3 protein-coding genes and 1 pseudogene are annotated in these 4,329 nt (G+C 69.1%); 2 read left to right on the top strand and 2 right to left on the bottom strand.

What is annotated here, in order from left to right:
* The first annotated feature begins 127 nt into the window (after positions 1 to 127).
* Together FFS27_RS29320 and FFS27_RS29315 are read left to right on the top strand one after the other, a co-directional pair.
* On the top strand, positions 128 to 1,309 hold the full coding sequence (locus FFS27_RS29320; RefSeq protein WP_003121716.1) for an acetyl-CoA C-acetyltransferase: 1,182 nt from the start codon (positions 128 to 130) through the stop codon (positions 1,307 to 1,309).
* Between the two features lie 212 nt (positions 1,310 to 1,521).
* Positions 1,522 to 2,946, top strand: a complete 1,425-nt coding sequence (locus FFS27_RS29315; RefSeq protein ID WP_003088572.1) for a short-chain fatty acid transporter — start codon at positions 1,522 to 1,524, stop codon at positions 2,944 to 2,946.
* 200 nt (positions 2,947 to 3,146) lie between these two features.
* Here FFS27_RS29315 and bdhA read toward each other — a convergent pair whose 3' ends face one another.
* The gene (gene bdhA, locus FFS27_RS29310) at positions 3,147 to 3,917 is read right to left on the bottom strand and encodes a 3-hydroxybutyrate dehydrogenase (RefSeq protein WP_022580771.1); all 771 of its coding nucleotides are present in this window, start codon (positions 3,915 to 3,917) and stop codon (positions 3,147 to 3,149) included.
* A gap of 33 nt (positions 3,918 to 3,950) precedes the next feature.
* Positions 3,951 to 4,329: pseudogene (locus FFS27_RS29305) on the bottom strand (GntP family permease); the annotation flags it as partial.

Here is a 4,329-nt window from a genome sequence, read left to right as displayed (position 1 = left end):
CCTCCACGCAAGGCGCCGGCCGCGCGGACCGTCCTTTCCAGAGGGCGTAGGATAGGAGCCTGTCGCACCGCCTACGTCCACCCGCAGCGATTCGGCCCGGCCACGGGCGAATCCAGGAGAACCATCCATGCAAGACGTCGTCATCGTCGCCGCTACCCGTACCGCCGTCGGCAGCTTCCAGGGCTCGCTGGCCGGCATTCCCGCCCCCGAGCTGGGCGCCGCGGTGATCCGCCGCCTGCTCGAACAGACCGGTCTCGATGCCGGCCAGGTCGACGAAGTGATCCTCGGCCAGGTGCTCACCGCCGGGTCCGGGCAGAACCCGGCGCGCCAGGCGGCGATCAAGGCCGGCCTGCCGGTCGGCGTGCCGGCCATGACCCTGAACAAGGTCTGCGGCTCCGGCCTCAAGGCCCTGCACCTGGGCGCCCAGGCGATCCGCTGCGGCGACGCCGAGGTGATCGTCGCCGGCGGCCAGGAGAACATGAGCCTGGCGCCCTACGTCATGCCCGGCGCCCGCACCGGCCTGCGCATGGGCCATGCGAAGCTGGTCGACAGCATGATCGAGGACGGCCTGTGGGACGCCTTCAACGACTACCACATGGGCATCACCGCCGAGAACCTGGCGGAGAAGTACGGCCTGACCCGCGAGGAGCAGGACGCCTTCGCCGCCGCTTCGCAGCAGAAGGCCATCGCCGCCATCGAGGGCGGGCGCTTCCGCGACGAGATCACGCCGATCCAGGTCCCGCAGCGCAAGGGCGAGCCGCTGAGCTTCGATACCGACGAGCAGCCGCGCGCCGGCACCACCGTCGAGGCCCTGGCCAAGCTCAAGCCGGCCTTCAGGAAGGACGGCAGCGTCACCGCCGGCAACGCCTCCAGCCTCAACGACGGCGCCGCCGCGGTATTGCTGATGAGCGCAGCCAAGGCCAAGGCCCTGGGCCTGCCGGTGCTGGCGCGGATCGCCAGCTACGCCAGCGCCGGGGTCGACCCGGCGATCATGGGCATCGGCCCGGTCTCCGCCACCCGTCGCGCGCTCGACAAGGCCGGCTGGAGCCTGGAGCAACTGGACCTGATCGAGGCCAACGAGGCCTTCGCCGCGCAGTCCCTGGCGGTGGGCCGGGAACTGGGCTGGGATGCCGCCAGGGTCAACGTCAACGGCGGCGCCATCGCCCTTGGCCACCCGATCGGCGCGTCCGGCTGCCGGGTGCTGGTGACCCTGCTGCACGAGATGATCCGTCGCGACGCGAAGAAGGGCCTCGCCACCCTGTGCATCGGCGGCGGGCAGGGCGTCGCCCTGACCCTGGCCCGCGACTGATCCATCGACCTGCCGCTCGCGGCGTGATCGCGCCATGTCCTTTCGCGGGGGCATGGCGCGCTCGTGTCCAGGGAAAGAGTGGCGGACGGCCTTGACCGTCCGACCGGCCCCGTACCGTTCCGCCCCTCGGAACGGCCGGGTGCCCAGGGAGCCGTAGCACACACAGGCGGCCCCGTAGTCGCCGAATAACAATAAAACCGAGAGAATCCGCGATGACCGCTATCCTTCCCATCCAAGAAAGCCGCTCCGCGCGCTTCGCCATGCGTTGCTCGAACTGGGCCGAGCGCTGGTTTCCCGACTCCTGGGTGTTCGCCGCCCTGGCCATCCTCATCGTCAGCCTGGCCGCGCTGGCCATGGGCGCCGGACCGACCGCCACGGCGAAAGCCTTCGGCGACGGTTTCTGGAGCCTGATCCCGTTCACCATGCAGATGGCCTTCGTGGTCATCGGCGGCTATGTGGTGGCCAGTTCAGGCCCCGCCTCGCGTCTCATCGACCTGCTCGCGCGGGTGCCGAAGAATGGCCGCTCGGCGGTCTGCTGGGTGGCGCTGGTGTCGATGCTCGCCTCGCTGCTCAACTGGGGCCTCAGCCTGGTCTTCGGCGGCCTGCTGGTACGCGCCCTGGCGCGCCGCAGCGACCTGCGCATGGACTACCGCGCCGCCGGCGCCGCGGCCTACCTCGGGCTGGGCGCGGTGTGGGCGCTGGGCCTGTCGTCGTCGGCCGCGCAGTTGCAGGCCAACCCGGCCAGCCTGCCACCGTCGATCCTGGCGATCACCGGGGTGATCCCGTTCACCGAGACCATCTTCCTCTGGCAGTCCGGGGTCATGCTGCTGGCGCTGATCCTGGTCTCGCTGGTGATCGCCTACATGACCGCGCCGAGCGCCGCCAGCGCCCGCGACGCCAAGGATTGCGGGGTCGACGTGAGCTTCACCGCTCCGGCCAGGCTGGCGCCGACCCGGCCCGGCGAGTGGCTGGAGCACAGCCCGTTGCTGATCATCCTGCTGGTACTGCTGGCCGGCGGCTGGCTGGTCCACGAGTTCTCGACCAAGCCGGCGATCCTGGCGATCTCCGGGTTGAACACCTATAACCTGCTGTTCCTGATGCTCGGCGCGTTGCTGCACTGGCGCCCGCGCAGCTTCCTCGACGCGGTGGCGCGCGCGGTGCCGACCACCACCGGGGTACTGATCCAGTTCCCGCTGTACGGCTCGATCGCGGCGATCATGACCACGGTCAACGGCAGCGACGGCGAGACCCTGGCCCACCATATCTCGACCTTCTTCGTACAGATCGCCTCCCACGACACCTACGCGCTGCTGATGGGCGTGTACTCGGCGGTGCTGGGCTTCTTCATTCCCTCCGGCGGCGGCAAGTGGATCATCGAGGCGCCGTACGTGATGCAGGTGGCCAACGAGCTGCAATACCACCTCGGCTGGGCGGTGCAGATCTACAACGCCGCCGAGGCGCTGCCGAACCTGATCAATCCGTTCTACATGCTGCCGTTGCTCGGCGTGCTGGGGCTGAAGGCGCGCGACCTGATCGGCTTCTCGTTCGTCCAGTTGCTGGTGCATATCCCGCTGGTGCTGGTGTTGCTCTGGGCCCTGGGCAGCACCCTGGCGTACATCCCGCCGGTGATGCCGTAGCGCATCGGCGGACCGACCTGGCCCCGATAACTTCCTCTCCCTTCAGGGAGAAGGTTGGGGAGAGGGCAGCCGCGCCGGGAAACGAGGTATCGGCGGATAACGCCTGTGGCGTTATCCGCCCTACGCAATGGGGCGGGCGAACTCCGGATGGTTCCCTCTCCCTTCAGGGAGAGGGTCTGGGGAGAGGCTGGCCGCCCCGGCTACTGCGCCACCCAGCCGCCATCCATGTTCCAGGCCGCGCCGCGCACCTGGTCGGCGGCTTCGCTGCAAAGGAACAGCGTCAGTCCGCCGAGTTGCTCGGGGGTGACGAAGGCCAGCGAGGGTTGCTTTTCCGCCAGCAGGTCGTGTTCCGCCTGTTCGGGCGAGACGCCCTCGGCGATGCGCGTGTCGATCTGCTTCTGCACCAGCGGGGTCAGCACCCAGCCGGGGCAGATGGCGTTGCAGGTCACCGGCGTGCGCGCCGTTTCCAGCGCCACACTCTTGGTCAGGCCGAGCACGCCATGCTTGGCGGCGACGTAGGCGCTCTTCCCGGCTGAGGCGACCAGGCCGTGGGTCGAGGCGATGTTGACGATCCGCCCCCAGCCGCGCGCGAGCATGCCCGGCAGGGCCAGGCGGGTGGTATGGAACACCGAGGACAGGTTGATCGCGATGATCGCGTCCCAGCGTTCCATGGGGAATTCCTGCACCGGCGCCACGTACTGGATGCCGGCGTTGTTGACGAGGATGTCGACGCCGCCGAAGGTCCGCTCGGCGAAGGCCATCAGTTCGCCGATCTGCTCCGGGCTGGAGAGGTCGGCCGGGTGGTGCTCTGCGCGCACGCCGCGGGCGCGGACCTGCGCCAGCGCCGCGTCGACCTCGCCGAAGCCGTTGAGGAGCAGGTCGGCGCCGGCCTCGGCCAGGCTCAGGGCGATGCCCAGGCCGATGCCGCTGGTGGAACCGGTGACCAGGGCGGTCTTGCCTTTCAGGGTCATGCTGTTTCTCCCGCTGGATGAAAAAAGGGCGGATCAGACCAGGCCGGTGGCGTAGAACAGCCCGATGACGAAGAACACCGCCAGGGTCTTGATCAGGGTAATACCGAAAATGTCCTTGTACGCCTCCCGATGGGTCAGGCCGGTGACCGCCAGGAGGGTGATCACCGCGCCGTTGTGCGGCAGGGTATCCATCCCGCCGCTGGCCATGGCGGCGACCCGGTGGAGGACTTCCAGGGGGATCTGCGCGGCGTTGGCGGCGGCGATGAAGGTATCGGACATCGCCGCCAGGGCGATGCTCATGCCGCCCGACGCGGAACCGGTGATGCCGGCCAGCAGGGTGACGGTGATCGCTTCGTTGACCAGCGGATTGGGAATGCTCTTGAGCGCGTCGGCCAGCACCAGGAAGCCCGGC

Origin of the sequence: Pseudomonas sp. 2VD (genome assembly GCF_005503585.1) — a bacterium.
Taxonomy (GTDB): domain Bacteria; phylum Pseudomonadota; class Gammaproteobacteria; order Pseudomonadales; family Pseudomonadaceae; genus Pseudomonas; species Pseudomonas aeruginosa.
Note: the sequence above shows the minus strand (reverse complement) of the source record. Positions and strands in the feature narration are given on the sequence as shown.

Bases quoted from the DNA above. Each gene is read 5' to 3' on its own strand.
- FFS27_RS29320 (WP_003121716.1), top strand. From the start codon at position 128: ATGCAAGACGTCGTCATCGTCGCCGCTACCCGTACCGCCGTCGGCAGC.
- FFS27_RS29315 (WP_003088572.1), top strand. From the start codon at position 1,522: ATGACCGCTATCCTTCCCATCCAAGAAAGCCGCTCCGCGCGCTTCGCC.
- bdhA (WP_022580771.1), bottom strand. From the start codon at position 3,917: ATGACCCTGAAAGGCAAGACCGCCCTGGTCACCGGTTCCACCAGCGGC.